The sequence below is a fragment of the Rhabdonatronobacter sediminivivens genome, assembly GCF_013415485.1.
Taxonomy (GTDB): Bacteria; Pseudomonadota; Alphaproteobacteria; order Rhodobacterales; family Rhodobacteraceae; genus Rhabdonatronobacter; species Rhabdonatronobacter sediminivivens.
In genome coordinates, this window is the sequence record NZ_JACBXS010000006.1 from 119,246 (window position 1) to 144,679 (window position 25,434).

The following is a 25,434-nucleotide window of genomic DNA, read 5'->3' on the forward strand; positions in this document are numbered from 1 at the left end:
GCCAACCGGACGGGAGATACCATGGGCATGGATAGCGAAGCAAAGCGGCGGCTATCGGATCTGGGGCTCAGCCCCACACGCGGCGGGGACGCCTCGGTGACGGGGTTGAGTGTGGACAGCCGCGCCACGCGCCCGGGCCATCTGTTCGCGGCCCTGCCCGGCACCCGCATGCATGGCGGCGAATTCATCTCCTACGCCCTGCGCATGGGCGCCGCCGCCATCCTGACGGACCGGACCGGCGCGCAGATTGCCGCCGATGCGCTGGACGGGTCTGACGCCGCGCTGGTCCTGGCCGAGGATCCGCGCATGGCGCTGGCCTATGCCGCAGCCCTGTGGTTCGGGGCCCAGCCCGACTGCATGACCGCCGTCACCGGCACCAATGGCAAGACATCGGTGGCCAGCTTTACGCGTCAGATATGGATCATGCTGGACCATGCGGCGGTCAATCTGGGCACCACCGGGATCGAAGGCGCGTTTTCCGCGCCCCTGGCCCATACCACGCCGGAACCGATCACCCTGCACCGGTTGCTGGCGGAAATGGCGGGCGAAGGCGTGACCCATTGCGCGATGGAGGCCTCCAGCCACGGGCTGGAACAGCGCCGCCTGGACGGGGTGCGGCTGCGCGCGGCGGCGTTCACCAACTTCTCCCAGGATCATCTGGACTATCACGACAGCTTCGACGCCTATTTCGCCGCCAAGGCGGGGCTGTTCGCCCGCGTCCTGCCCCCGGACGGGGCGGCGGTGATCAACATGGATGACCCGCGCGGGGCCGACATGCTGGCCATCGCCGCCGACCGGGGGCAGTCCACACTGACCATAGGGCAGGACCCGGATGCCGATCTGCGTATTCTGGCCCAGCGGTTTCACGCTGCAGGGCAGGAGTTGCGTTTCAGCTATGACGGGCAGGTGCATCAGGTTCATCTGCCGCTGATCGGCGGGTTTCAGGCGGCAAATGTGCTGGTGGCGCTGGGGCTGGTGCTGGCCTGCGGCACCGCGCCCGCCGATGCCTTGCCCGTGCTGTCGCGGCTTGAAGGGGTGCGCGGGCGCATGGAACTGGCCGCACGCCGCAGCAATGGCGCCCCGGTCTTTGTCGATTACGCGCATACCCCGGCGGCGCTGGAAACCGCGCTGACGGCGCTGCGCCCGCATGTGATGGGCCGCCTGGTGGTGGTGTTTGGCGCCGGGGGCGACCGCGACCGGGGCAAGCGCCCATTGATGGGTCAGGCCGCGGCAACCCATGCCGACATCGCATATGTGACAGATGACAACCCAAGATCCGAAGATCCGGCCGCCATCCGTGTCGAAATTTTGAAAGCCTGCCCCGAGGCGAACGAGGTTCCCGACCGTGCCGAAGCGATCCTGCGCGGGGTGGATGCTCTGGGCCCGGGGGATGCCCTGCTCATCGCCGGCAAGGGCCATGAGACCGGCCAGATCATCGGCGATACGGTCTATCCGTTTGATGATGTCGAACAGGCCTCGGTCGCCGTGGCAGCCCTGGAGCGGACGGCATGAGCGCGCCCGCGGGTGTGATCGCGCTGCGCCGCCGCCGCGGAACCAGCGCCCGCGCGCTTGACCTGCAGGCCGATAAACGCCATTCGACCGGCCACCACCCTGAAAGGTCCTGACCCCATGCTGTTCTGGCTGACCGAATTCGCCGAGACTGTCACCGCATTCAACCTGTTCCGATACATCACCTTTCGGGCAGGCGGCGCCTTCTTCACGGCGCTGCTGTTCGGCTTCCTCTTCGGTCCGCGCCTGATTCTCATGCTTCGGTCGCGCCAGTCCAACGGCCAGCCGATCCGCGATGATGGCCCCGAAAGCCATCTGCTGACCAAGGCGGGCACGCCGACCATGGGCGGGCTGCTGATCCTCTCGGCGCTGTGTTTCGCCACCCTTCTGTGGGCGCGGCTGGACAATGGTTACGTCTGGCTGGTGCTGCTGGTCACGGTCGCATTCGGTCTGATCGGCTTTGCCGATGATCTGGCCAAGGTCAGCCGCAACTCGCACAAGGGCGTACCCGGCAAGGTGCGGCTGGGGCTGGGCTTCATCATCGGCGGGCTGGCATCGGTGGCGGCCTGGTATCTGCATCCGGATTCGCTCACCGGGCAACTGGCCGTGCCGGTGTTCAAGGATGTGCTCCTCAACATGGGGCTGTTCTTCATCCCCTTCGGCGCCTTCGTCATCGTCGGCTCGGCCAATGCGGTGAACCTGACCGACGGGCTGGACGGGTTGGCGATCATGCCGGTGATGGTCGCCGCCGGTACCCTGGGCGCCATCGCCTATGCCGTGGGGCGGGTCGATTTCACCGCCTATCTGGATGTCCACTACGTCCCCGGCGTGGGGGAGCTTCTGATCTTCAGCGCAGCACTTGCGGGCGGGGGCCTGGGCTTTCTGTGGTACAACGCGCCGCCCGCGGCGGTGTTCATGGGCGATACCGGCTCGCTTGCCCTGGGTGGCGCGCTGGGCGCCATGGCCGTGGCCATCAAGCATGAAATCGTGCTGGCCATCGTCGGCGGCATCTTCGTGATCGAAACGCTGTCGGTCATCATCCAGGTGGCGTATTTCAAGATGACCGGCAAGCGCGTCTTCCTGATGGCACCCATCCACCACCATTTCGAAAAGAAGGGTTGGGCCGAGCCGCAGATCGTCATCCGCTTCTGGATCATCAGCCTGGTGCTGGCGCTCATCGGTCTTGCCACGTTGAAAATCCGCTGAGCCCGCAGGTGCCTTCATCTTGCCCGAAATAGCGCCCGTGGCGGGGGGCTGTCCGCCGCCACGGGAACGATCAGCCCTGTTGCGGGCCGGCCAGTTGATCCCAGCATTCCAGCGCCTTGCCCGCATACATCACCGCCGGGCCGCCGCCCATCTGGATGCTCATGGCCAGCACGTCGCCCAGTTCCTCGCGCGTGGCGCCCGCCTTGATCAGGGCTTCGACATGGAAGGCGATGCAGGGCTCGCAGCGCACCGCCACGGCAATGCCAAGGGCGACAAACTCCTTCTCCTTCATGCCCAGAGTGCCGCCGTCCTTGACCCCGCGCGACAGGGCGCCAAAGCCCTTCATGGCGTCGGGGATGGTCTTGGCAAGGGTGCGGCTGCGGTTGCGGGTGTCGTTGATGAAGGCGGCGTAGTCCATACGTATTCTCCGGTGTGAATATTTCGGCGGGTGCATCGCATGGGTGCGCCGCAACAGCCTTGATCTGGATCAACCCGCTGCGCGATGGCGTCAGTCCGGGTGGCGCGCGACCAGCATCAGGTTGCCCGCGGGCATCGCGGTCCGCTCCACCGGCCCAAGGCCCCCGGCATGGAGCTGCGCTTCGACCCAGGCGACATCCTTGTAGCCGATGGCCGGGTCCTGCGCGCGCAGATGGGCGTCGAAGGCACGGTCCCCGGCGCTGACCAGCCGGCCCTCCTGCCGAAACGGGCCATAGAGGCAGAGGCACCCGCCGCGGGCCAGGGCGTGGGGCGCCTCGGCCAGCAGGGTGGCGGCGGCGGGATCGGAGATCAGGTGCAGCAGGTTGACCAGCACCACCGCATCCTGCCCGGCCCAGCCCGCCCCCCAACCCGGGGCGCAGGCGTCCAGCGCCACCGGGGCGCGCAGGTTCGGCAGGGCAGCACGCGCGGCGCGGGCGGCGATGGTCGCCAGGCGATCAGCGGCCAGGTCGGTCGGCTGCCAGATCAGACCGGGGAAGCGCGCGGCGAAGGCGACGGCATGTTGCCCGGTGCCGCTGGCCAGTTCCAGCACGCGGCCCGTCGCCGGAAAGTGCCGCGCCAGCACATCGCCGATCGGCTGCGCGTTGCGCGCGGCCGAGGGCGCGAAGGGCAGCCCATCAGGCGAGGGCGCGTTGCTGTCGGGCAGATCCAGCTTGCGGCTCATGCGAACCGCCCTGGCGAGAGTGCCGCCACGATATCGGCGGGCAGGGCGGGCGCACGCCCGGCCACCAGATCCCCCAGCAGTTGCGCGGCGGCGCAGGCAGACTGGAACCCCTGGCCGCCCTGACCCACCAGCCACAGAAAGCCGGGGTCGGCAGCATCGGGGCCGATGGCCAGCGTCCCGTCCGGCAGATAGCTGCGCAACCCGGCCCAGGTGGCCAGAACGCGGGTGACGGGGGCGGTCACCATCGCCTCATACCGCGCCAGCCCCTCGGCGATCACCATGTCATCGGCCCAGGCGTCATGGGGGTCCATGGGGTCGGCCTCGGCGGGCGAGACGATCAGCGCCCCGGCATCGCGCTTGGCATACCATGTCTCGCCCGCGCCCATGAACATGGGCCAGCCCGAGGGATCCACCCCGGCAGGCAGCGGCAGCCGCGCCATGGAGCGGCGGTAGGGCTGCAGCCCCAGCGGCGCCATCCCGGCCAGCCGCGCCACCGCATCCCCCCATGCGCCCGCCGCATTGACCAGATGGCGGGCGTCATGGGTCTGCCCCGCTGCCTGCACCTGCCAGCCATGGGGCCTGCGGCTGATGCCGGTGACCGGGGCGCGGGGCTGCAACGTGGCGCCAAGCGCGCGCGCATCACGGGCGAAATGCTGGAGCATGGCATCGGTATCCATGTCCCGCGCGGCCTGGGTGATCCCGGCCTGGGTGATTGCGGCAGGGTTCAGGATGGGGACCAGCGCCTGCGCGTCCCGGGGGCTCAGATGGTCAAGGTGAAAGGCAGCGGCATCCGCAGCGAAGGCGTCAGCATCTTCAGGGCCCGCGACCACCAGCACACCCAGCGGCGCGAGGACCCCCATCCCCTCCAGCATATCGCGGCTGGCATGGCTGAGCGCCACGGTGGCCGGGGCGCCGTAGTAAGGCTCGAACGTGGCAGCAGAGCGGCCGCTGGCGTGGTGGCCCAGGGCGTCCTCGGCTTCCAGCAGCAGGACTGACCCGAGGGGGGCGAGCGCCGCCGCCGCCGAGATCCCGGCAATACCGCCGCCGATGATGAGGAAATCATGCGTCATGGCGCTGTTGTGGCAAGGATTGATCAAAAGGAGAAGGCCCGCCGGTGCGGGCCTTCGAGAGATTTCCGAATACCGGGGGGGCTGGCCCCCGGCTTTCGGCGCGGTCCGGGGGGCTGCCCCCCCGATCCTGTTGCAGGGTCCGCCAGTGTCTGGCGGCCTCAGTTGGGGACTTCGCCGGTCATGCCCTCGACATAGAAATCCATGGTCAGCAGGTCGCCGTCGGGGGCGGTTTCGCCCTCGGCCAGCCATGCGCTGCCGTCCTGGCGGTTGATCGGGCCGGTGAAGGGATGATACTCGCCCGCCGAGATGGCTGCGATCATCTCTTCGGCCTCGGCGCGGATGTCTTCGGGGATGGCGTCATTCATCGGCGCGAAGCCGACCATGCCATCGACGATCCCGTGCCAGATATCGCCCGCTTCCCAGGTGCCGTCCATCACCGCCTGCACGCGGTCGATGTAATAGGGATCCCAGACATCGAGGATTGCGGTCAGATGCGATTCCGGGGCGAAGGCGGTCATGTCCGAAGCCTGGCCGAAGGCAAAGATGCCCTGATCCTGCGCCACGGTGACGGGGGCGGTCGAATCGGTGTGCTGCATCAGGATGTCTGCACCCTGTTCGATCAGCGCCTCGGCCGCCGCCGCCTCCTGTGCCGGATCATACCAGCTGTAGACCCAGACCACGCGGAACTCCACATCCGGGTTGACCGCCTTGGCGTGCAGATAGGCCGAGTTGATGCCCATGATCACCTCGGGGATGGGAAATGAGGCGATGTAGCCGATGGTGTTGGTCTCGGTCATCTTGCCGGCGATATGGCCGATCACGGCGCGGCCTTCGTAGAAGCGCGCATTGTAGAGACTGACGTTGTCGGCCTCCTGAATGTAGCCGGTGGCGTGTTCGAAGGCCACATCAGGGAAGCGGGCGGCCACATTGTTCACATCCGGACCATAGCCGAAGGAGGTGGCGAAGATGATATCCGTGCCCGACAGCGCCATCTGGGTCATGATGCGTTCAGCATCGGGGCCGTAGTTGACGTTCTCCACATAGGAGGTTTCGACGGCATCGCCGAAATGCTCTTCCAGCGCCTCGCGCGCCTGGTCATGGGTGAAGGTCCAGCCGTGATCGCCCACGGGGCCGATATAGATGAAGCCGGCCTTGGTGGGGTCATCGGCCATGGCCGGGAAGGCAAGGCCGGCGACAACGGCGGCCGAGGCAAGTAGATGTCTACGTTTCATGGAAGACTCCCTGTTGTGGTTGGTTTGAAACGGTTCGGCAAAGGGTCAGCCCGAGGCAAAGAACGGGCGGTTGAGCGAGCCGGGTGCCGCCAGCGAGGCGCGCGCGCGCCCCGAGGACATGATGACCAGCACCAGGATCGTTATCAGATACGGCGACATGGCCAAGTATTCGACCGGAATCCGCACGCCGACAACCTGCAGTGTCAGTTGCAGGACAAGAATTCCGCCGAAAAGATAGGCACCCAGCACCACGCGCCAGGGCCGCCAGGAGGCAAAGACCACCAGCGCCAGCGCGATCCAGCCTGCGCCTGCGGTCATGCCTTCGGTCCATTGCGGCACCCGGATCAGGCTGAGATACGCGCCCCCCAGCCCCGCGCAGGCGCCGCCAAAGGCGATGGCGAGGATGCGCACCCGGCGCACCCGGTAGCCCAGCGCATGGGCTGCATCGTGGTTTTCGCCCACCGCGCGCAGGATCAGCCCGGCACGGGTGTATTTCAGGAAATACCAGACGGCCCCCACCAGCGCGAGGCTGAGATACACCATGTAGTCATGACTGAAGACCGCGCGGCCCAGGAACGGCAGGTCCGACAGCACCGGGATGTCCAACTTCGGCGTGCGCGGTGGCTGGATGCCCACATAGCCCTGACCGATAAGCGCCGACAGCCCCAGCCCAAACAGCGTCAGCGCCAGCCCCGAAGCCACCTGATTGGCCATGAGCACCTGCGTCAGCAGCGCAAAGACCAGCGCCAGCACCGCCGCGCCCGCCGCCGCCCCCAGCATCGCCAGATACGGGTTCGAGGTCTGCACCGCAAAGACAAAGCCACAGACGGCGCCGGTGATCATCATGCCTTCGACACCCAGATTCAGGACGCCGGATTTCTCCACCACCAGCTCGCCGATGGCGGCCAGCATGATCGGGGTGGCGGCGATCATCAGCGCGGCAATCAGCGGCGCCAGCGCGATAGAGGACAGTTCGGCGCCGGTCATGCGGTGGCCTCCTTGCGGGCAAATCGTATCCGGTAGTTGGTCAGCAGGTCCACCGCCAGCAGGAAGAACAGCAGCATCCCCTGAAACACCTGGATCGAGGCCGAGGGCAGGCGCAGCATGAATTGCGCCAGTTCCCCGCCGATATAGGTCAGCGCCATCAACAGCCCCGCCAGCACGATCCCCACCGGGTGCAACCGGCCCAGAAACGCCACGATGATCGCCGTGAACCCGTAGCCCACGGCAAAGTCGATATTCACCTGCCCCGCGGGCCCCGAGACCTCGAACATCCCCGCCAGCCCGGCCAGCATCCCCGAAATCCCCAGACACAGGATCACCAGCCGCGTCGGTGCCACGCCCGCAAAGCGCGCCGCACGCGGGGCCTGCCCGGCCAGCCGCACCTGAAAGCCCAGGATATGCCGGTGCAGCAGGATATAGGCAAAGATCACCGCGATGAAGGCCGCCACCACGCCCCAGTGCATCCCCGTTCCGGCGATGATCTCGGCGTTATGGGCGGATGGATAGTGGCGCAGGTTGCGTGACCCGGGGAAGCCCGCGATATCGGGGTTGCGCATCAGCCCCAGCGACATGGCCGCCAGAATGCGCTCGGCCACATAGACCAGCAGGAGCGAGACCAGAATCTCGTTGGTGTTGAACTTCGTGCGCAGGATCGCGGGGATCATGGCCCAGGCAAAACCCCCGGCGGCGCCCGCCAGGATCATCAGCGGAAAGATATACCACCCCGGCGTGGGAAAGAAGGCCAGCGCCACGCCCGCACCGCAGAGCGCGCCGATGATATACTGTCCCTCGGCGCCGATGTTCCAGACCCCGGCGCGAAAGCCGATGGCCAGCCCGATGGCGATCAGGATCAGCGGCGCGGCCTTGATCAGCAGTTGTGGGCGCGAATAGGCGCCGAACTGTTCGGAAAACAGCGGATCGAAGAAGATCATCCGGATTGCCACGAACGGGTCCTTGCCCAGCAGTGCGAACAGGATACCCCCCGCCACCATGGTCAGCGCCACCGCCAGCAATGGCGTGGCCCAGGTCCAGGCCTTTGACGGCTGCGGGCGTTTTTCAAGCCTGAGCATGGGCCACCTCCATATCACCTGCGCCACCCAGCATCAGGCCGATCTCTTCCATGGTCAGCCCACGGGTGGGGCGCGGTGTGCCCAGCCGGCCCTCGTTCAGCGCGGCGAAGCGGTCGGCGATCTCCATGATCTCGTCCAGGTCCTGGCTGATCAGCACCACCGCGCCCCCGCGCGCGGTCAGGTCCAGCAGCGCCTGCCGGATGGCCGCGGCGGCCGAGGCATCGACCCCCCAGGTGGGCTGGTTGACCACCAGAACCTCCGGCTCCTGCGAGATTTCGCGCCCGATGACGAATTTCTGCAGGTTCCCGCCCGAAAGCGCCCGCGCAACGACATGCGGTCCCGGTGTGCGCACGTCAAAGCGCGTGATCACGGCTTCGGCAAAGCCCTGCGCGCGCGGCCAGTTGACAAAGCCGTTGCGCACCAGTTTCTGGCGCCAGGCGGCGGTCAGCAGGGCGTTTTCGGTCAGCGACATGTCCGGGGCGGCGGCATGGCCCAGCCGTTCTTCGGGGGCGGCCAGAAGGCCCATGGCCCGGCGCGCATTGGGGCCCAGATGGCCCACCGGCTCGCCCAGCATGCGCAGCGCGTCACGTTTGCTGCGCGCCTCGCCCGAAAGGGCGGCCAGAAGCTCATCCTGCCCGTTGCCTGCCACGCCACCGATGCCCAGAACCTCGCCCCGGCGCAGGGCGAAGCTGACATCCTTCAGCGTGGTGCCGAACAGATGGGCCGAGCGCAGGGTCAGGTTGCGCATCTCCAGCACGATATCGTCGCTGGCGCTGGTGTCGCGTTCGGGCTGGTGCAGGGTCTTGCCGACCATCATTTCCGCCAGTTCGCGGGCGGATTTCTGGCGCGGATCGCAGGTGGCGACCTTTTGCCCCTGCCGCAGCACCGTGGCGGTGTCGCACAGCGCGCGGATTTCCTCCAGCTTGTGCGAGATATAGAGGATCGCCGTGCCCTCATCGCGCAGCTTGCGCAGGGTGGCGAACAGGATGTCGACCTCTTGCGGGGTCAGCACGCTGGTGGGTTCGTCCATGATCAGCAGGCGGGGATTCTGCAGCAGGCAGCGCACGATCTCCACCCGCTGGCGCTCGCCGGCGGACAGTTCGCCCACCAGGCGGCCCGGGTCCAGCGGCAGGCCGTAATCCTGGCTGACCTCACGGATGCTGCGCGACAATTGGCGCCGGGGCGGCGGGTCATCCATGCCCAGCGCGATGTTTTCCGCCACATCCAGCGCATCGAAGAGCGAGAAATGCTGAAACACCATCCCCACGCCGGTCTGGCGCGCGGTGGCGGGGTTGTCGGGGGCATAGGGCTGGCCGTTCCAGGCCATGATGCCGCTGTCAGGGCGCACAAGGCCGTAGATCATCTTGACCAGGGTGGATTTCCCGGCGCCGTTCTCGCCCAGCAGCGCGTGCACTTCGCGGGGGCGGATATCGAAGCTGACATCATCATTGGCCACCACGCCGGGGTAGGCCTTGGTCAGCCCCTTGAGGCTCAGCAGGGGCTGGTCTGACATGCCGGCGTCTCCATCGCGGTGGTGCAGGGGGTCAATAGCGCGGCTGCCACACCCACCGCAATCGCCTGCGGGTGTTTTCCCAGCGCCGGGGTGCCTATTGGGCAGGCAATGCGTGCGATCTGGGCATCCGTATGGCCCAGCGCCCGCAGGCGCGCGCGGAACCGTGCCCATTTGCTGGCCGAGCCGATCAGCCCCGCGCGGCCGAAGCCGTGGTGCAGCAGCCGGTGGCACAGCTCCAGATCCAGCGCGTGGCTGTAGGTCAGGATCAGGTGTTCGGCGTCCTGCGGTGCGCGCGGGACCGCATCGGCGGGGGTGGGGACGGGCAGGGGGGTGACGCCGTGGGGCACCTCGGCCGGGAAGCGCTCCGGCGCGGTGTCCACCCAGGTGATGGCGAAATCCGGCAGGGGGGCGAGGGTCGCGGTGATCGCGCGCCCCACATGCCCGGCCCCCCAGACCCAGAGCGCGCGCGCGGGCGGGGCCACGGGTTCGGCCAGCCAGCCGGATTTCCACAGCGTTGCCGCAACGCCCTGTCCGCGTGCCGCGCGCAACGCCCGGGCCACGGCCAGCGGCATCTCGGCCCGCCCCTCAACCCGGCGCGCGTGCAGGCCGGTTTCGGGCAGGGCGGCCAGCGCCTCGGCGTCCATCCGTTCGTAAACCAGCGTAACCGCGCCCCCGCAGCATTGCCCCAGCGCCGGGCCCAGGGGGGTGCGTTCGACCTGCCGGGCACAGCCCGCTGCCAGCATCGCGCGCGCCCTTGCTGCCGCCGCGAATTCCAGCGCGCCGCCGCCGATGGTGCCGGATTGGCCGCCTGGCCAGACCAGCATTGAAGCCCCGGCCTCGCGCGGGGAGGACCCCTGATGCGCGGCGATCACCACGCGGATCACCGGGCCGTGGCGTCCGATGGCGTCGCGCAGGGCGGCGGGTATCAGGGCCATTGCCGCCCCCGCTGCCGGGCCACGGCGGCCAAGATGCGTTCGGGCGTGGCGGGCGCGTCCAGCGCCGGGTAGAGGCTGCCATCACCGCAGGCCGCCACCGCATCCGACAGCGCCATCAGCGCCGAGATGCCGTGCATCAAGGGCGGCTCGCCCACGGCCTTGGACTTGCCGATCGTCTCGGCCGGGTTCTCGGCCCCCCAGAGGGTCACGTTGAACACGCCAGGGCGGTCCGAACAGGCCGGGATCTTGTAGGTCGATGGCGCATGGGTCCGCAGCCGCCCCTGCGCGTCCCAGACCAGTTCCTCCATGGTCAACCAGCCCGCGCCCTGGACATAGCCGCCCTCGACCTGCCCGATATCAAGCGCGGGGTTCAGCGAGGTGCCGGTGTCATGCAGGATATCGGCGCGCAGGATGCGGTTCTCGCCCGTCAGGGTGTCGATGACCACCTCGGTGCAACTGACCCCATAGGCGAAATAGAAGAACGGGCGCCCGCGCCCCTTGATCCGGTCCCAGCTCAGCCCGGGCGTGCGGTAATAGCCGGTGGAGGACAGGCTGATGCGGGCCAGATAGGCCTGGGCGATGACCTCCTCGAAAGGGTAATCGGCGCCGGCGACGGTGACGCGGCCTTCGGCAAAGCGGACGGCTTCGGACGCGGTCTGGTGCTTTTCGGCCAGCATGTCGGCCAGACGGGCGCGGATGGTCAGGCAGGCGGCGCGCACCGCCATGCCGTTCAGATCCGCGCCAGAGGACGCGGCTGTGGCCGAGGTATTGGGCACCTTGGCCGTATCGGTGGCGGTGATCTTGACCCGGCCTGCATCCACGCCAAAGGCATCGGCGGCCACCTGCGCAACCTTCTGGAACAGGCCCTGGCCCATTTCCGTGCCGCCATGGTTCAGGTGGATGGACCCGTCCTGATAGACATGCACCAGCGCGCCGGCCTGATTGAGATGCGAGAGCGTGAAGGAGATCCCGAATTTCACCGGTGTCAGCGCGATCCCGCGTTTCAGCACCGGGTTGGCGGCGTTCCATTGCGCCACCCGTTCGCGGCGTGCGGCGTAATCGGCGGTCTCGGCCAGCCGGTCGGTCATCGCGTGGAGGATGAAATCGGTGACCTCCATCCCGTAGGGGGTGGTTTGCGGCGCTGGCGCGGCGGGGCTGTGGGCGGCCCCAAAGCGCCGACCCGTTCCGGGGCCGCTGCGGGCGGGGGGGCTGTCGTGGTAGTAATTGGCGCGGCGCACCGCCAACGGGTCACGGCCCAGCCGGTGCGCGATATGGTCCAGCAGCCGTTCGACCCCCAGCATGCCTTGCGGGCCGCCAAAGCCGCGAAAGGCCGTGGCGCTTTGGGTGTTGGTGCGCAGCCGGTGGCTTTCGATCCGCACATGGGGCAGGTGATAGGCGTTGTCGGCATGCAGCATGGCGCGGTCTGCCACTGGAAGCGAGAGGTCCTGCGCCCAGCCGCAGCGGGCGTATTGGGTGAAACTGACGCCCTGGATGCGCCCTTCGGCGTCCACGCCCGCGCGATAGGCGATGCGGAAGTCATGGCGCTTGCCGGTGATGATGAAATCATCGTCGCGGTCATAGCGCATCTTGCAGGGGCGCCCGGTGGCGCGGGCGGCCACGGCGCAGGCCACGGCCAGCGCGTTGCCCTGGCTTTCCTTGCCGCCAAAGCCGCCGCCCATGCGGCGCACCTCCACCCGCACGGCGGCCATGGGCAGACCCAGTGCCTCGGCCACCTTGTGCTGGATTTCGGTTGGGTGCTGGCTGGAGGCATGGATCACCATGTCGCCGCCTTCCTGCGGGAGCGCCAGGGCGGCCTGCCCTTCGAGGTAGAAATGCTCCTGCCCGCCGATCTCGATGGTCCCGTCGATCTGATGCGGGGCGGCGGCGATGGCCGCGTCCGGATCGCCCCTGGTCCAGATGCGGGGGGTGTCCTCGAACCGCGCGTCGGCGGCCAGCGCGTCGTCGATGGTCAGCAGCGCGGGCAAGGGGGTGATGTCAAGGCGCGCGCGCCGTGCGGCGCGGCGGGCGGCGTGGTGGCTGTCGGCCACCACCAGAAAGACGGGCTGGCCCGCGTAATGGACGGTGCCATCGGCCAGCAGGGGTTCGTCATGCACGCTGGGCGAGACATCATTGGCAAAGGGCAGATCGGTGGCGGTCAGCACCGCCAGCACGCCCGGGGTGCTGCGCACCGCGTCCAGATCCATTGCGGTGATCCGGCCATGGGCGATTTCGGACAGGCCAAAGCACAGATGCGCTGTCCCCGCGGGGACAGGGATGTCATCGACATAGCGCGCCGCGCCCGAGACATGCAGCGGCGCGGCATCATGGGGCAGGGGTTTTTGCAGGCTCATGGCGTGACCTCCAGCACTGAGGCGCGGATGCCCTGATCCTCCAGCCAGTAGCGGTGCAGCAGGTTACGTGCAGTTTCCAGCCGATAGGCGGCCGAGGCGCGCATGTCGTCGATGGGGGCGAAGTCCTGCGCGAAGGCCCCTTGGGCGGTGGCGATGGTGGCTTCGGTCCAGGGCTGGCCCAGCAGCGCGGCCTCGACCGCGGCGGCGCGTTTGGGGGTGGCAGCCATGCCGCCAAAGGCGATGCGCGCGGCGGTGACGGTGCCGTCGATGACGGTGATGTTGAACGCCCCGCAGAGCGCCGAGATATCCTGATCGAAGCGTTTGGATATCTTGTAGACGCGCAGGCGGTCGGGCTGGCGGGGGAGGGTGATGGCCTCGAGGAACTCACCGGGGCGGCGGTCCTGCTTGCCGTAACCGATGAAGAAATCCTCGAGCGACAGGGTGCGGCGGGTGGTGCCGTGGCGCAGGTGCAGCGTCGCGCCCAGCGCGATCAGGGGGGGCGGGCTGTCGCCGATGGGCGAGCCGTTGGCGATGTTGCCCCCCACCGTGGCGGCGTTGCGCACCTGTTCCGAGCCATAGCGGCGGATGAGTTCGGCGAAGGAGGGGTGCAGGGGGGCGATGGCGGCGCGCAGATCGGCCAGCGAGGCCATGGCGCCGATGCGGATTTCGGTGTCGGTCATGGCGATGCCGCGCAGCTCCGCCACCTGGGCCAGGAAGATCGCCGGGCGGATGTCCTGCATCCCCTTGGTCACCCAGAGGCCGACATCGGTGGCCCCTGCGACCAGCGTGGCCTCAGGGTGCGCGGCGTAGAGTGTGGCAAGTTCATCCGTGCTGCGGGGCATGTGGCAGGCGAGGGCGGGGGGCTGCCTGCCCCCGTCGCCTGACGGCGACTCCCCCGGGAGTATTTCGGGCAAGAAAATGGGGGCGGCGCGGTCCTGCGCGACCCAGTCGGGGACGGGGGCGGCCGTGGTGGCGTGGGCCGCGCGGAGGATGGGGGCGTAGCCGGTGCAGCGGCAGAGATTGCCGGCGAGTTGGTCGTCATGGTCGGTGGCGCCACTGGCGTGGGCCGTGACCATGGACATGACGAAGCCCGGGGTGCAGTAGCCGCATTGGCTGGCGTGATGGTCCACCATCGCCGTCTGCGCCGGGTGGGGGCTGTCCGGGGTGCCGATGCCTTCGACCGTGCGCACCGCCTTGCCCTGCAGTTGCGGCAGGAACAGGATGCAGGCATTGAGCGCGCGCGGGCCATCGGTGCCGGTCACCATCACCGTGCAGGCGCCGCAATCGCCCTCGTTGCAGCCCTCCTTGGTGCCGGTGAGGCCGCGATCCTCGCGCAGCCAGTCCAGCAGGGTGCGCGTGGGGTCGGTGATGGCCACGCGCATGGGCGTTCCGTTGAGCAGAAACGCAACTTCGGTCATGTCGAAAACCCGCCGCCTTCTCCCCCTGGTGAGGCTTTGCCCGGACCGCCCGATGCGGCGTAAAGCGATCCATGCGCCTTCTTCATCGGTTCAGGAAACCGGGCAATGCCGCCGCTGGCAAGGAAATTCTGTCAGGGATTGGCTGAAAGTGTTTCAATGCCGCAGGGATAATCAGCGCCCCTTTCGCGCGGGCGCGGGCAAGGCTAAGCTGGCGTCATGACAAAGATGCCCCGATTCATCCACCTGCGCCTGCATACCGAATATTCCCTTCTGGAGGGGGCGGTTCCGCTCAAGCAATTGATAAAGCAATGCGAATCGCATGGAATGCCGGCGGTGGCGGTGACCGATACCGACAACATGTTCGCCGCGCTGGAGTTTTCGGTTCAGGCTGCGGGTGCAGGCGTGCAGCCGATCATCGGCTGCCAGATCTCGGTTGCCTACGACCCCGCGTTGCCTGGCGAAAAGCAGCGCGCGCCCGCGCCTGTCGTGCTGCTGGCGCAGGATGAAGCGGGGTACATGAACCTGATGAAGCTGAACTCCTGCCTGTATCTGGCCGATACCGGGCAGGTCCCGCAGGTCTCGGTGGAGGAACTGGAGCGCCATTGCGCCGGGCTGATCTGCCTGTCAGGCGGGGCCGAGGGGGCGGTGGGCAAGCTGGTGCAAGCCGGGCAGATGCCGAAGGCGCGCGCGCTGATGGAGCGGCTGGCGGCGATCTATCCGGACCGGCTTTATGTGGAATTGCAGCGCCATGCCGATGAGGACGGGCAGATGATGGCCGCCGAGGCCGCCACCGAGCGCGCCTTTGTGGAGATGGCCTATGACATGGACCTGCCGCTGGTGGCCACCAATGACGTCCATTTCCCCGATGCGAAGATGTATGAGGCGCATGACGCGCTGCTGTGCATCAAGGACGGCGCCTATGTGGACCAGGCCGCCCCGCGCCGGCGCCTGACCCCGCAGCATTACCTGAAGACGCCCGAGGAGATGGCAGCCCTCTTCGCCGACCTGCCCGAGGCGCTGGAAAACACGGTGGAGATCGCGCGCCGCTGCGCCTTCAAGGCCGAGAAGCGCCCGCCGATCCTGCCGCGCTTTGCCGAGGATGAGGTGCAGGAGCTGCGCCGCCAGGCCAAGGAGGGGCTGGAGGCGCGGCTGGCCGTGATCCCCCATGCCGCCCCGGTGGAGGAATACCAGAAGCGGCTGGAGTTCGAGCTGGGCATCATCGAAGGCATGGGCTTTCCGGGCTATTTCCTGATCGTGGCCGATTTCATCAAATGGGCCAAGGAGCAGGACATTCCGGTGGGGCCGGGGCGCGGCTCGGGCGCGGGCTCGCTTGTGGCCTATGCGCTGACCATCACCGATCTGGACCCCTTGCGCTACAAGCTGCTGTTCGAGCGGTTCCTGAACCCCGAACGTGTCTCCATGCCCGATTTCGACATCGATTTCTGCATGGACCGGCGCGAGGAGGTGATCCGCTACACGCAAGAGAAATACGGGCGTGAGAAGGTGGGCCAGATCATCACCTTTGGCGCGCTGCTGTCCAAGGCCGCGGTGCGCGATGTGGGGCGCGTGTTGCAGATGCCGTATGGGCAGGTGGACAAGCTGTCCAAGATGATCCCGGTCGAAGGGGTGAAGCCGGTCAGCATCGAGAAAGCGCTCGCCGATGAGCCGCGCCTGCGCGAGGCCGCCCGGGCCGAGGAGGTGGTGGACCGGCTGCTGACCTATGCGCAGGCGATCGAGGGGTTGTTGCGCAACGCTTCGACCCACGCCGCGGGGGTTGTGATCGGGGACCGGCCGCTGGATGCGCTGGTGCCGCTTTATCGCGACCCGCGCGCCGACATGCCCGCGACCCAGTTCAACATGAAATGGGTGGAACAGGCCGGGCTGGTGAAGTTCGACTTTCTGGGGTTGAAGACGCTGACGGTGATCCAGAATGCCATCGACATCCTGAAGCTGCGCGGGGTGGAGGTGGATATCGAGCGTATCCCGCTCGATGATGCCAGGACCTATGAGCTGTATGCCAGCGCCAAGACGGTGGCGGTGTTCCAGGTGGAAAGCTCTGGCATGATGGATGCGCTGCGGCGGATGAAGCCCACCTGCATCGAGGATATCGTGGCGCTGGTGGCGCTGTACCGTCCCGGCCCGATGGAGAACATCCCCACCTATTGCGAGGTGAAGAACGGGCAGCGGGCGCTCGAATCCATCCACCCCTCGATCGACCATATCCTGGAGGAAACGCAAGGCATCATCGTCTATCAGGAACAGGTGATGGAGATTGCCCAGGTCATGGCGGGGTATAGCCTTGGCCAGGCGGACCTGCTGCGCCGCGCCATGGGCAAGAAGATCGCCGAGGAGATGGCCAAGGAGCGCCCGAAATTCATCAAGGGCGCCACCGAGAATGGGGTGGACGCGAAGAAAGCCGGCGAAGTCTTTGACCTGCTGGAGAAATTCGCCAACTACGGCTTCAACAAGTCGCACGCCGCCGCCTATGCGGTGGTCAGCTATCAGACGGCGTATCTGAAGGCGAATTACCCGGTGGAATTCATGGCCGGGGTGATGAATTGCGATATCCACCTGACCGACAAGCTGTCGGTCTACAAGCGCGAGGTGGACCGGCTGGGTATCCCCGTGGTCCCGCCCTGCGTGAACCGGTCCGAGGCCAATTTCACCGTGGCCGACGGGGCGCTGGTCTATGGGCTGGGGGCGCTGAAGAATGTGGGCGTGGAGGCGATGAAGATGATCGCCGCGGGCCGCGACGGGCGGGAGTTCGTCAGCCTGTTCGATCTGGCCCGGCGGGTGGATCTGAAGCGCATCGGCAAGCGCCCGCTGGAGATGCTGGCGCGCGCAGGCGCCTTTGACGTGCTGGACCGCAACCGCCGCCGGGTGTTCAACAATCTGGATACGCTGGTGGCGTGGTCAGCCTCGGTCCATGAGGCGCGGGCCTCGGCGCAGGTGTCGCTGTTCGGCGAGGCGGGCGAGGACCTGCCCGAGCCGCGCCTGAGCGATTGCGAAGACTGGCTACCCACCGAACGGCTGGGCGAGGAGCATCAGGCGGTGGGCTTTTACCTCTCGGGCCATCCGCTGGACGATTATCGGGGCGCGTTGAAACGCAAGGATGTGCTGACCCTTGCCGAAGTGACCGCCCGGGCCGAGCGTGGGCCGCTGGTGGCGCGGATCGCGGGGTCGGTCTCGGCCCGGCAGGAGCGCAAATCGGCGCGCGGCAACCGCTTTGCCTTTGTGCAGATGTCGGACCCCACCGGGCTGTTCGAGGTGACGGTGTTTTCGGAAACGCTGGAAGCCGCGCGCCAGCATCTGGAGCCCGGCGCCAATGTGGTGCTGACGGTCGAGGCCACGATGGAGGCCGACACGCTGAAGCTGCTGGCGCGCGGGGCGCAGCCGGTGGATGTGGTGGTGGCCGATGCGGGCGCGCCGGGGCTGCGCATCCATATCGACGCGCCCGAGGCGGTTTCCGCCGTGGCGCGTCTGCTGGCGCGGTTTGGCGAAAGCCCGGCGCGCGGGCGGGGGCCGATCTGTTTCTGCGTCACCGATCCGGCCACGGGGCAAGAGGTCGATGTCTCGACCGGGCAGGCCCATGCGATCACGCCGCAACTGCGCGGGGCGGTGAAATCCCTCGATGGGGTGCTGGCGGTCGAGGAGTACTGAGGCGGTGTTCGTGGCGGCCGGGGAAGGGGGGCCAGCCCCCATTGGAGTATTTTCCGGCAAGATGAAGCTGCAGGGCGGAGGCCCGGATCAGCGGCGTTCCGGGAACATCTGCTGGACGATGCCGACGAGTGCCAGGTAGAGCGTGGTGACGATCAGCCCCCAGGTAACTGCGGCGGGCTGGGCGAAATCGGCCCAGGCAGCCCAGGCGGCCAGCGCGGTCCAGACCAGCGCCACCGGCAGCGACAGGCTGCGCCAGCGTTCGGTGCGGACGGGATGGATGAATTTCAGTTGCGTGAACATCGACACCGCCAGCAATCCGACGATCAACAGGATCAGCCAGAAGCCGGGTTGGGTGGCGAAGATCACCACTGCCGCCATGTTCCAGCAGGCCGGGAACCCCTGAAACGAGTTGTCCGCGGTTTTCATCCGGCTGTCGGCGAAATAGAGCACACTGGTAAAGGTGATCACGATGATGGCGATCCAGCCGGTCCAGCCCGGCAGTAGCCCCGACTGAAACAGCGCGAAAGCCGGGATGAACACATAGGTCAGATAGTCGATGATCAGGTCCAGCAGCCCGCCGTCGATGATGGGGGCGTTCTTCTTGACCTGGTAGCGCCGCGCCAGCGGGCCGTCGATCCCGTCGACGATGAAAGCCACCACCAGCCACAGGAACATCATCGCCCAGTCCCCCTTGGCGGCCTCCAGCAGGGCCAGCATGGCGAAGACGGCGCCGGTGGCTGTGAACAGATGGACGGAATAGGCACGGACGGTCTGATTCATGGCGGTCTTTTGCGGGAAAACGCGGGTATGTGCAATCGCTCCTGTGAGCGGGTCAGGCCCTTGGGTGGGCATCGTTATAGATGCGCAACAACTGCGCGGAATCGACCGCCGTATAGACCTGCGTGGATTGCAGCGAGGCATGGCCCAGCAATTCCTGGATCGCGCGCAGATCGCCGCCCGCAGCCAGAAGATGGGTGGCAAAGGAATGGCGCAGCGCGTGGGGCGTGGCGCTGGCGGGCAGGCCCAGTTGCGCGCGGGCCTGCTCCATCACCCGGGCCACCTGGCGGCGGCTGAGCGCGCCGCCGCGGGCGGCGCGGAACAGCGGCGCGGCGGGGGCTTGCTGATGGGGGCAGGCGCGCAGATAGGCCGCGACCGCTGCCTGCGCCGCGGGCAGCACGGGCACCTGACGTTCGCGCCCACCCTTGCCGGTGATGCGCAGCGCGGGCGGCAGCGGCGCGTCGGCGCCGGTGAGGGTCAGCGCCTCGGACACGCGCAGCCCGCAGCCCCACAGCAGCGTCAGCACCGCAGCGTCGCGCAGGCCCTGCCAGTCATCGCGGTGTTGCAGGGGCACGGTGTCCAGCATGTCGCGGGCGGCTTCGGGCGACAGCGGGCGCGGCAGGCTGCGGTTGTGGCGCGGGCTGCGGGCCGAAAGGATGGCGGTGACGTCGATCCCCTCACGCTCGGCCGCCCAGCGCGCGAAGCTGCGCACTGCCGAAAGCCGCCGCGCCAGGCTGCGCGCGCCTGCGCCGCGGGCGCGTTCCCGGGCCATCCAGGCGCGCATGTCCGCCAGTTGCACCGCGCCCAGGCTGGCCAGCCCCGCAGGCCCGTCTTGATGCGTGCACCAGAAGGCCAGGAACCCGGCCACATCGGCGCGATAGGCGGCAATGGTGTTCTCCGCGGCCCCGTCCAGCGCCACCAGCCCCGCGCACCAGCGTTCCAGCGCATCGCGCATCCCCGCCGAGAGCGCCAGGCTCATGACAGCCAGCGGCGCATCGTGCGTTCGAATATCCCGGCGAAAAAGGCCAGCAGGTCGGTGCCCTGTCCGGGCTTGAACAGATGCGGGTCGTCGGAGCCCATGGCGAGCATGCCCGCCATGCGCCCTTGCCCCAGGTCCAGCTTCATCAGCGCCTCGGACCGCAGATCGACCGCGCCCGGGCCGTACAGCTGATCCGTGGCCGGGATGTTCTGGCGCAGCACCACGTTGCGGGCCGGGTGGTTGCGCCCCTGGCTCATGTAACTGGCGATGAAGCCGGGTTCGACCACGCGCAGCACATCGCCGATGCGCGCCAGCGCCGGGTCCGCCCCGCTTTCGGCGCTTTCCAGCACCAGCCGGATACTGTCCACGCGCAGGATCTCGGCCACATCGCTGCCCAGCGTATGCAGGAAGCTTTCGAACTCATCCGGGTCCAGCATGCGCAGGACGGCGCGGTGTATCTGGTTGGTGCCCGACAGGTTGTCATAGGCCGCCGCGATCACCGCGCGATGGGTTTCCTCCAACCGGTCCAGCCGCGCTTCCAGCCGCTCCATGGCCAGCCCGCGCAGGTCCACGATATTGCGGCCCATCTGCGATTCCGAAGTCGTGACAAGGGCGTGCATCAGCTCCCTGTCATCCAGAACAAGCGCCGGATCCGCGAGGATCCGGGCGCGCAAGTCATCATCTATCGCGGCTGTCCGCGCGGTGTTTGTGGGTGCCATGACTGCCCCGAAGCTGCCTCAGGTTTATTGTTTGGGCGCCACTATACCCCAGGTCAGAGAATTTTTTGACCGGTTTTTTCCCAATCCTTCATAAAAGTTGCCAATCCCGCATCGGTCAGCGGGTGGCTGGCCAGTTTGCGGATGACCTCGGGCGGGGCGGTCATCACATCGGCGCCGATGCGGGCGACATCGGCCACATGGTTCACGCTGCGGATTGACGCCGCCAGGATCTCGGTTCCGAAGCCGTAATTGTCATAGACCACGCGGATATCCTCGATCAGCTCGGTGCCGTCGATGCTGATGTCATCCAGCCGCCCGATGAAGGGCGAGATGAAGGTCGCCCCCGCCTTGGCGGCCAGAAGCGCCTGATTGACGGAAAAGCACAGGGTGACATTGACCATCTTCCCCTCGCCGGTGAGCACCTTGCAGGCCTTCAGCCCGTCCCAGGTCAGCGGCAGCTTGACGGCGATGTTGGGCGCGATCTCGGCCAGGTGGCGGCCCTCGGCGATCATCTTCTCGGCCTCCAGCGCCACCACTTCGGCGGACACCGGGCCATCGACGATGCCGCAGATTTCCTTGGTGACTTCCAGGATATCGCGCCCGGATTTCAGGATCAGCGAGGGGTTGGTGGTCACACCATCCACCATGCCCAGATCGTTCAACTCGCGGATGGCATCCACATCCGCCGTATCGACAAAGAATTTCATCGCCATGCCCCTTTGGGTTGCAGCAGGTTTCTGGGCGCGTCATACCCTAAGGCCCGTCAGCCGCAAACCCCTGATTGCCATGTCCGCGCCGGATGCGATCCCAGATTTCTTTGACGAGGGCAGGCCGATGGCGGTGCTGACCACGCAGCCGCTGGACCGGCCGCTGGACTACCGCGCGCCTGAAGGCGGCGCCTGGCTGGGCGCGCTGGTGGAGGTGCCGCTGGGCCCGCGCCGCGTGCTGGGCGTGGTCTGGGGGGCGGCGGAAAGCGATCTGCCGCTGGCAAAGCTGCGCCCGGCGATCCGGGTGCTGGACGCGGCACCGTTGCGTGCGGAATTGCGCAGTTTCCTGATGCGCGCGGCGGATTACACCATGACACCGCTGCCGGCGATGCTGCGGCTGGCCACCCGCGCGCCGGGGCTGGGCGATGGTCCGGCCATGCGCAAGCTGTTGCGCCGGGGCGACACGCTGCCCCCGCGCATGACCGATGCGCGCGCCCGGGTGCTGGCGGCCTTCGATGACTTTGGCGGCGCGGCCCTGGCGCCGGGGGAACTGGCGGCGGCCGCCGGGGTGGGGCCGGGTGTGGTGCGCGGGCTGGTCGAGGCGGGCGCGCTGGTCGAATGCGACACCCCGCGCGATGGGCCGTTGCCCCGGCTGGACCCCGCCCGCCCCGGCCCGGTGCTGAACCCCGAACAGGCGGCGGCAGCGGCGGCGCTGCGCGCCTCGGTCACGGGCGGCGCCTATGGCACCACGCTGCTGAAGGGCGTCACCGGCTCCGGCAAGACCGAAGCCTATCTGGAGGCCGTGGCCGAATGTCTGGCCCGGGGCCGTCAGGCGCTGGTCCTGCTGCCCGAGATTGCCCTGACCGCCGAATTCCTGACCCGGGTGGAGGCCCGTTTCGGCGCCCGCCCCGGCGAGTGGCATTCCGGCGTCACCCAGGCTGAGCGGCGGCGCCTGTGGCGGATGGTGGGGCAGGGGGGCGCGCAACTGGTGGTGGGGGCGCGGTCGGCCCTGTTCCTGCCGTTTCAGGACCTGGGGCTGATTGTCGTCGATGAGGAACATGACGGCTCCTACAAGCAGGAGGAGGGCGTGCTCTACAACGCCCGCGACATGGCGGTGCTGCGCGCCAGCCACGCGGGCGCGCATGTGGTGCTGGCCTCGGCCACGCCGTCGCTGGAAAGCTGGGCCAATGCCGACAGCGGCAAATACGCCCGGCTGGACCTGCCCGCACGCTTCGGTGAAAGCGTGCTGCCGGACATGCGCGCGGTGGACCTGCGGGCCGAGGAACTGCCCCCGGGGCGCTGGATATCGCCCACGCTGGTGGGGGCGGTGCAGGAGCGGGTTGCGGCGGGGGAACAGGCGCTCCTGTTCCTGAACCGGCGGGGCTATGCACCGCTGACGGTGTGCCGGGCCTGTGGCCATCAGATCGGCTGCGATGATTGCGACGCGCGCATGGTGGAACACCGCTTTCTGAACCGGCTGATGTGTCACCAGTGCGGTGCGACGAAACCGATGCCTGAAACCTGCCCGTCCTGTGGTGCGGCGGATCGTCTGGCGGCGGTGGGTCCGGGGGTCGAACGGCTGGCCGAGGAAGCCGCCGCCGTCTTTCCGGATGCGCGGGTGATGGTGCTGTCGTCGGACCTGTTCGCCTCGGCCCGGGCGTTGAAGGCGCATGTGGCGGCGATCGCGGCGGGGGAATGTGACATCATCATCGGCACGCAGCTGGTGGCCAAGGGGCACAACTTCCCCAATCTGACCCTGGTGGGGGTGATCGACGCCGATCTGGGGCTGCAGGGGTCGGACCTGCGCGCCGCCGAACGCTGCTTTCAACTGGTCCGCCAGGTGGCGGGGCGGGCCGGGCGCGCAGGCCAGCCGGGGCTGGCGCTGGTGCAGACCAGCCAGCCCGATCACCCGGTGATCCGCGCGATCCTCTCGGGCGATGACGAGGGCTTCTGGCGGGCCGAGGCGCAGGCCCGCCGCGCCGCCGCCATGCCGCCCTATGGGCGGCTGGCGGGGATCATCCTGTCAGCGCCGGGACAGGAAGAGGCGTTCGACCTTGGCCGCGCGCTGGCGGCCGGGGCGGCCCCCCTGCACGCCATAGGGGCCGAGGTCTGGGGCCCCGCGCCCGCCCCCATCGCCCGCATCCGGGGGCGCCACCGGGTGCGGCTGCTGGTCAAGGCCCCGCGCGGCGCCCGGCTGCAACCGGCGCTGCGGCAATGGCTGGCCCCGCACCGGCTGACGGGTGATCTGCGGCTGTCGGTGGATATCGATCCGCAGACGTTTTTCTGACCGGGGCGCGCTCAGCCCGTGGATTTCGCGGTCAGGGTGGTCACATGCATGTCGGGGACGACCTCGCCCTCGGTATGGCCGGTGATCCCGGCGGCATTGGCCTCGTCGGTGTCGATATGCATTTCGGTAAAGGCCTGGGGCTGCACCCGCACCAGCACCTGCGCAAAGGTCAGCGCGCGCGCGGCATGGCTGAGGTTCACATCCACCGTATCGCCATCCTCCACCCCCATGCGCGCCGCATCATCGGGGTGCATGTGGATATGGCGCGCGGCGATGATCAGCCCGTCGGTGTCGATGCTGCCCGCCGGGCCCACCAGCCGCACATGGGGCGTGCCGTCCAGATCGCCGCTCTGGCGGACGGGGGCGTCGATGCCCAGCGCAAAGCTGTCGGTGCGCGAGACCTCGACCTGGGTGCGGTTGCGCAGCGGGCCCAGGATGGCCACCCGGTCGAACCGGCCCTTGGGGCCTTCGACGGTCACGCGCTCGGCGGCGGCCCAGTTGCCGGGCTGGCGCAGGGGTTTGCCGGGGGTGAGTTCGTAGCCGGGGCCGAAAAGTGCCTCCACCGCCGCGGCATCCAGATGCACATGGCGGGCGGATACGGCCACCGGGATCGGCTGCGGGGCGGGCTTGGGCGACTTCCGTGCGGCGCCGACCTCTTGCGCGATCATCAGCTGTTCGGCGGTTTCGGTGACCAGCACCTGCACCCGCGCGCCATAGGCCTGGATCTGCGGTGCGGCATAGCCCTCCAGATCGGCAACCATGTTGCGGTCATGGTCCAGCTTCAGGCCGAGGAACTCCAGCCCGTCGCAGATCCGCCGCCGCATGGAGGGCGAGTTCTCGCCGATCCCGCCGGTAAAGACCAGCGCATCCAGCCCGCCCATGGCCGCCGCATAGGCGCCGATATACTTGCGCGCGCGATAGGCATAGATGTTGATGGCGGCCTGCGCCTCGGCGTCGCCTTCGGCAGCGCGGGCTTCGACATCGCGCATGTCCGAACTGCCGGTAAGCCCCTTCAGCCCGCTTTCGCCGTTCAGCGCGGCCTCGATCGCGTCGATCTCCAGGCCCAGCTCGCGGTGCAGATAGCCAAAGGCGCCCGGGTCCAGATCGCCGGGGCGGGTGCCCATGACCAGCCCCTCCAGCGGGGTCAGCCCCATGGAACTGTCGATGCTTTGCCCCCGGTTGATGGCACAGGCCGAGGCGCCATTGCCCAGATGCAGGCTGATCAGCCGCAGCTCGCGCAAGTCCGTATCCAGCGCCTCGGCCGCGCGGCGGGCGACATATTTGTGCGAGGTGCCGTGAAACCCGAAGCGCCGCAGCCCGGCATCGCGCCATGCCTTTGGCACCGCATAGGTGGTGGCGCGGGCGGGCTGGGACAGGTGAAAGGCGGTGTCGAACACCCCCCATTGCGGCAGGTCCGGCCAGCAGGCGCGGGCGCGGGTCACGCCTTCGACATTGGCGGGGTTGTGCAGGGGCGCCAGCGGGGTGAGGGCGGCGATCTGTTCCATGACCTCGGGCGTCAGCTCGGTGGCCTCGGTGAAGCGGGCGCCGCCATGGGCGATGCGGTGGCCGATGGCGTCCAGTCCTTCCACGCCGTGATCAGTCAGCACCTGCGGCACGGCGGCGATGGCGACGCCCAGATCGGCATGGGGTGCGCGGCCGCGCGTGCCATTGAAACTGGTATCGCAGCCGCCAGGGGTGAAGCGGTCGAAACTGCCCTTGAACACATGGCGGGTGCGGTTCAGGGGCGCGCCGGGGTCCAGATCGAACACCCCGAATTTCAGGCTCGATGAACCGGCGTTGAAGACCAGAATGCGCATGGCGCCTCCTTCGTGTTCGGTGA

Annotated in this window: 19 protein-coding genes; 4 read left to right on the forward strand and 15 right to left on the reverse strand. The window is 68.1% G+C overall.

All coding sequences use genetic code 11. The features are described from left to right. The first annotated feature begins 21 nt into the window (after nucleotides 1–21). Together HUK65_RS04475 and mraY are read left to right on the forward strand one after the other, a co-directional pair. The gene (locus HUK65_RS04475; protein WP_407692413.1) at nucleotides 22–1,512 is read left to right on the forward strand and encodes a UDP-N-acetylmuramoyl-L-alanyl-D-glutamate--2,6-diaminopimelate ligase; all 1,491 of its coding nucleotides are present in this window, start codon (nucleotides 22–24) and stop codon (nucleotides 1,510–1,512) included. A 117-nt stretch (nucleotides 1,513–1,629) separates the two neighbouring features. After that, entirely contained in the window at nucleotides 1,630–2,715 is a 1,086-nt protein-coding gene (gene mraY, locus HUK65_RS04480) for a phospho-N-acetylmuramoyl-pentapeptide-transferase (RefSeq protein ID WP_179904944.1), read from the forward strand. A 70-nt stretch (nucleotides 2,716–2,785) separates the two neighbouring features. Here mraY and HUK65_RS04485 read toward each other — a convergent pair whose 3' ends face one another. The 10 genes from HUK65_RS04485 to xdhA all read right to left on the reverse strand — a co-directional run bounded on the left by HUK65_RS04485 (nucleotide 2,786) and on the right by xdhA (nucleotide 14,465). Further along, nucleotides 2,786–3,133 (reverse strand): carboxymuconolactone decarboxylase family protein, encoded by a 348-nt coding sequence (locus tag HUK65_RS04485; protein WP_179904945.1) that lies wholly within the window; start codon nucleotides 3,131–3,133, stop codon nucleotides 2,786–2,788. 90 nt (nucleotides 3,134–3,223) lie between these two features. Beyond that, entirely contained in the window at nucleotides 3,224–3,874 is a 651-nt protein-coding gene (locus tag HUK65_RS04490) for a DUF938 domain-containing protein (protein WP_179904946.1), read from the reverse strand. Then, nucleotides 3,871–4,944, reverse strand: coding sequence for an NAD(P)/FAD-dependent oxidoreductase (locus HUK65_RS04495; RefSeq protein ID WP_179904947.1), 1,074 nt, complete (start codon nucleotides 4,942–4,944; stop codon nucleotides 3,871–3,873). Before HUK65_RS04495 ends, HUK65_RS04490 begins: the two co-directional genes overlap by 4 nt. Before the next feature lie 158 nt (nucleotides 4,945–5,102). Continuing rightward, entirely contained in the window at nucleotides 5,103–6,176 is a 1,074-nt protein-coding gene (locus HUK65_RS04500) for a BMP family ABC transporter substrate-binding protein (RefSeq protein WP_179904948.1), read from the reverse strand. Nucleotides 6,177–6,221: 45 nt separating this feature from the next. Next, complete coding sequence (locus tag HUK65_RS04505; RefSeq protein WP_179904949.1) at nucleotides 6,222–7,163, reverse strand: ABC transporter permease; 942 nt, start codon at nucleotides 7,161–7,163, stop codon at nucleotides 6,222–6,224. Further along, nucleotides 7,160–8,248 carry an ABC transporter permease gene (locus HUK65_RS04510; RefSeq protein WP_179904950.1) on the reverse strand — a complete coding sequence of 363 codons (1,089 nt, stop codon included), beginning with the start codon at nucleotides 8,246–8,248 and terminating at the stop codon, nucleotides 7,160–7,162. The genes HUK65_RS04505 and HUK65_RS04510 overlap by 4 nt, the downstream gene beginning before the upstream one ends. Beyond that, complete coding sequence (locus HUK65_RS04515) at nucleotides 8,235–9,761, reverse strand: ABC transporter ATP-binding protein (RefSeq protein ID WP_179904951.1); 1,527 nt, start codon at nucleotides 9,759–9,761, stop codon at nucleotides 8,235–8,237. The genes HUK65_RS04510 and HUK65_RS04515 overlap by 14 nt, the downstream gene beginning before the upstream one ends. Further along, the gene (gene xdhC / locus HUK65_RS04520; RefSeq protein WP_179904952.1) at nucleotides 9,740–10,696 is read right to left on the reverse strand and encodes a xanthine dehydrogenase accessory protein XdhC; all 957 of its coding nucleotides are present in this window, start codon (nucleotides 10,694–10,696) and stop codon (nucleotides 9,740–9,742) included. Before xdhC ends, HUK65_RS04515 begins: the two co-directional genes overlap by 22 nt. Then, nucleotides 10,687–13,047 (reverse strand): xanthine dehydrogenase molybdopterin binding subunit, encoded by a 2,361-nt coding sequence (gene xdhB, locus HUK65_RS04525; protein ID WP_179904953.1) that lies wholly within the window; start codon nucleotides 13,045–13,047, stop codon nucleotides 10,687–10,689. The genes xdhC and xdhB overlap by 10 nt, the downstream gene beginning before the upstream one ends. Further along, complete coding sequence (gene xdhA / locus HUK65_RS04530) at nucleotides 13,044–14,465, reverse strand: xanthine dehydrogenase small subunit (protein WP_179904954.1); 1,422 nt, start codon at nucleotides 14,463–14,465, stop codon at nucleotides 13,044–13,046. The genes xdhB and xdhA overlap by 4 nt, the downstream gene beginning before the upstream one ends. 216 nt (nucleotides 14,466–14,681) lie before the next feature. Here xdhA and dnaE point away from each other — a divergent pair, with 216 nt between their 5' ends. Further along, complete coding sequence (gene dnaE / locus HUK65_RS04535) at nucleotides 14,682–18,125, forward strand: DNA polymerase III subunit alpha (RefSeq protein WP_179904955.1); 3,444 nt, start codon at nucleotides 14,682–14,684, stop codon at nucleotides 18,123–18,125. 87 nt (nucleotides 18,126–18,212) lie between these two features. On the opposite strand, the gene HUK65_RS04540 is transcribed toward dnaE, so the two are convergent. The 4 genes from HUK65_RS04540 to fsa are packed head-to-tail and all read right to left on the reverse strand — an operon-like array spanning nucleotide 18,213 to nucleotide 21,307. Then, nucleotides 18,213–18,905 (reverse strand): CDP-alcohol phosphatidyltransferase family protein, encoded by a 693-nt coding sequence (locus HUK65_RS04540; RefSeq protein ID WP_179904956.1) that lies wholly within the window; start codon nucleotides 18,903–18,905, stop codon nucleotides 18,213–18,215. A 52-nt stretch (nucleotides 18,906–18,957) separates the two neighbouring features. Beyond that, nucleotides 18,958–19,881 (reverse strand): tyrosine recombinase XerC, encoded by a 924-nt coding sequence (locus HUK65_RS04545; protein ID WP_179904957.1) that lies wholly within the window; start codon nucleotides 19,879–19,881, stop codon nucleotides 18,958–18,960. Further along, the gene (locus tag HUK65_RS04550; RefSeq protein WP_179904958.1) at nucleotides 19,878–20,600 is read right to left on the reverse strand and encodes a DUF484 family protein; all 723 of its coding nucleotides are present in this window, start codon (nucleotides 20,598–20,600) and stop codon (nucleotides 19,878–19,880) included. The genes HUK65_RS04545 and HUK65_RS04550 overlap by 4 nt, the downstream gene beginning before the upstream one ends. 53 nt (nucleotides 20,601–20,653) lie before the next feature. Next, nucleotides 20,654–21,307 carry a fructose-6-phosphate aldolase gene (fsa, locus tag HUK65_RS04555; protein ID WP_179904959.1) on the reverse strand — a complete coding sequence of 218 codons (654 nt, stop codon included), beginning with the start codon at nucleotides 21,305–21,307 and terminating at the stop codon, nucleotides 20,654–20,656. A 79-nt stretch (nucleotides 21,308–21,386) separates the two neighbouring features. On the opposite strand from fsa, the gene HUK65_RS04560 reads away from it, so the two are divergent. Beyond that, the gene (locus HUK65_RS04560; RefSeq protein WP_179904960.1) at nucleotides 21,387–23,594 is read left to right on the forward strand and encodes a primosomal protein N'; all 2,208 of its coding nucleotides are present in this window, start codon (nucleotides 21,387–21,389) and stop codon (nucleotides 23,592–23,594) included. An 11-nt stretch (nucleotides 23,595–23,605) separates the two neighbouring features. Here HUK65_RS04560 and HUK65_RS04565 read toward each other — a convergent pair whose 3' ends face one another. Next, a complete protein-coding gene (locus tag HUK65_RS04565; RefSeq protein ID WP_179904961.1) occupies nucleotides 23,606–25,411 on the reverse strand; it encodes an acetate/propionate family kinase in 1,806 nt (601 codons plus the stop codon). Nucleotides 25,412–25,434: the final 23 nt, after the last annotated feature.

What these genes read in the sequence shown, in the direction of transcription:
- HUK65_RS04565 (WP_179904961.1), bottom strand. Translation starts at nt 25,411, where the DNA reads ATGCGCATTCTGGTCTTCAACGCCGGTTCATCGAGCCTGAAATTCGGG.
- HUK65_RS04500 (WP_179904948.1), bottom strand. Translation starts at nt 6,176, where the DNA reads ATGAAACGTAGACATCTACTTGCCTCGGCCGCCGTTGTCGCCGGCCTT.
- HUK65_RS04475 (WP_407692413.1), top strand. Translation starts at nt 22, where the DNA reads ATGGGCATGGATAGCGAAGCAAAGCGGCGGCTATCGGATCTGGGGCTC.
- HUK65_RS04495 (WP_179904947.1), bottom strand. Translation starts at nt 4,944, where the DNA reads ATGACGCATGATTTCCTCATCATCGGCGGCGGTATTGCCGGGATCTCG.
- fsa (WP_179904959.1), bottom strand. Translation starts at nt 21,307, where the DNA reads ATGAAATTCTTTGTCGATACGGCGGATGTGGATGCCATCCGCGAGTTG.
- HUK65_RS04545 (WP_179904957.1), bottom strand. Translation starts at nt 19,881, where the DNA reads ATGAGCCTGGCGCTCTCGGCGGGGATGCGCGATGCGCTGGAACGCTGG.
- xdhC (WP_179904952.1), bottom strand. Translation starts at nt 10,696, where the DNA reads ATGGCCCTGATACCCGCCGCCCTGCGCGACGCCATCGGACGCCACGGC.
- HUK65_RS04490 (WP_179904946.1), bottom strand. Translation starts at nt 3,874, where the DNA reads ATGAGCCGCAAGCTGGATCTGCCCGACAGCAACGCGCCCTCGCCTGAT.
- HUK65_RS04510 (WP_179904950.1), bottom strand. Translation starts at nt 8,248, where the DNA reads ATGCTCAGGCTTGAAAAACGCCCGCAGCCGTCAAAGGCCTGGACCTGG.
- xdhA (WP_179904954.1), bottom strand. Translation starts at nt 14,465, where the DNA reads ATGACCGAAGTTGCGTTTCTGCTCAACGGAACGCCCATGCGCGTGGCC.
- mraY (WP_179904944.1), top strand. Translation starts at nt 1,630, where the DNA reads ATGCTGTTCTGGCTGACCGAATTCGCCGAGACTGTCACCGCATTCAAC.
- HUK65_RS04485 (WP_179904945.1), bottom strand. Translation starts at nt 3,133, where the DNA reads ATGGACTACGCCGCCTTCATCAACGACACCCGCAACCGCAGCCGCACC.
- HUK65_RS04540 (WP_179904956.1), bottom strand. Translation starts at nt 18,905, where the DNA reads ATGAATCAGACCGTCCGTGCCTATTCCGTCCATCTGTTCACAGCCACC.
- HUK65_RS04515 (WP_179904951.1), bottom strand. Translation starts at nt 9,761, where the DNA reads ATGTCAGACCAGCCCCTGCTGAGCCTCAAGGGGCTGACCAAGGCCTAC.
- HUK65_RS04505 (WP_179904949.1), bottom strand. Translation starts at nt 7,163, where the DNA reads ATGACCGGCGCCGAACTGTCCTCTATCGCGCTGGCGCCGCTGATTGCC.
- HUK65_RS04560 (WP_179904960.1), top strand. Translation starts at nt 21,387, where the DNA reads ATGTCCGCGCCGGATGCGATCCCAGATTTCTTTGACGAGGGCAGGCCG.
- dnaE (WP_179904955.1), top strand. Translation starts at nt 14,682, where the DNA reads ATGACAAAGATGCCCCGATTCATCCACCTGCGCCTGCATACCGAATAT.
- xdhB (WP_179904953.1), bottom strand. Translation starts at nt 13,047, where the DNA reads ATGAGCCTGCAAAAACCCCTGCCCCATGATGCCGCGCCGCTGCATGTC.
- HUK65_RS04550 (WP_179904958.1), bottom strand. Translation starts at nt 20,600, where the DNA reads ATGGCACCCACAAACACCGCGCGGACAGCCGCGATAGATGATGACTTG.